General features: G+C 67.4%; 1 protein-coding gene. It reads right to left on the bottom strand.

Annotation, left to right across the window (positions count from 1 at the left end; translation table 11 throughout):
• On the bottom strand, nt 1–106 hold a 106-nt coding region (locus tag C1I97_RS39100), incomplete at its 3' end, for a zinc ribbon domain-containing protein (RefSeq protein ID WP_258382966.1).
• Nucleotides 107–282: the final 176 nt, after the last annotated feature.

The following is a 282-nucleotide window of genomic DNA, read 5'->3' as shown; positions in this document are numbered from 1 at the left end:
GCCCTTTGCCCTCACCGCGCTGATAGCGCACGACCATGCGCGTCCCGCAGCGGCCGCAGAAGACCAGCCCGGCCAGCAGCGCCGGCCCGTCGCGCAGGGCGCCCATGCTCTGGGAGCGGGCCCGGTTTGAAGTTCCCCCCGCGATCAGGACAGCCTGATACTGGGACGTACGGGTCCCGGAGGAAGCAGTCCAGGTAGTGAGTAAGAAGAGCAACACGAGCAAGCGGTACACGGCCGAGTTCAAGAAGGATGCCGTCGAGCTGGTCCGTTCCTCCGGGCGGA

The organism is Streptomyces sp. NTH33 (assembly GCF_003236365.1).
In the GTDB taxonomy this organism is placed as follows: domain Bacteria; phylum Actinomycetota; class Actinomycetes; order Streptomycetales; family Streptomycetaceae; genus Streptomyces.
Note: the sequence above shows the minus strand (reverse complement) of the source record. Positions and strands in the feature narration are given on the sequence as shown.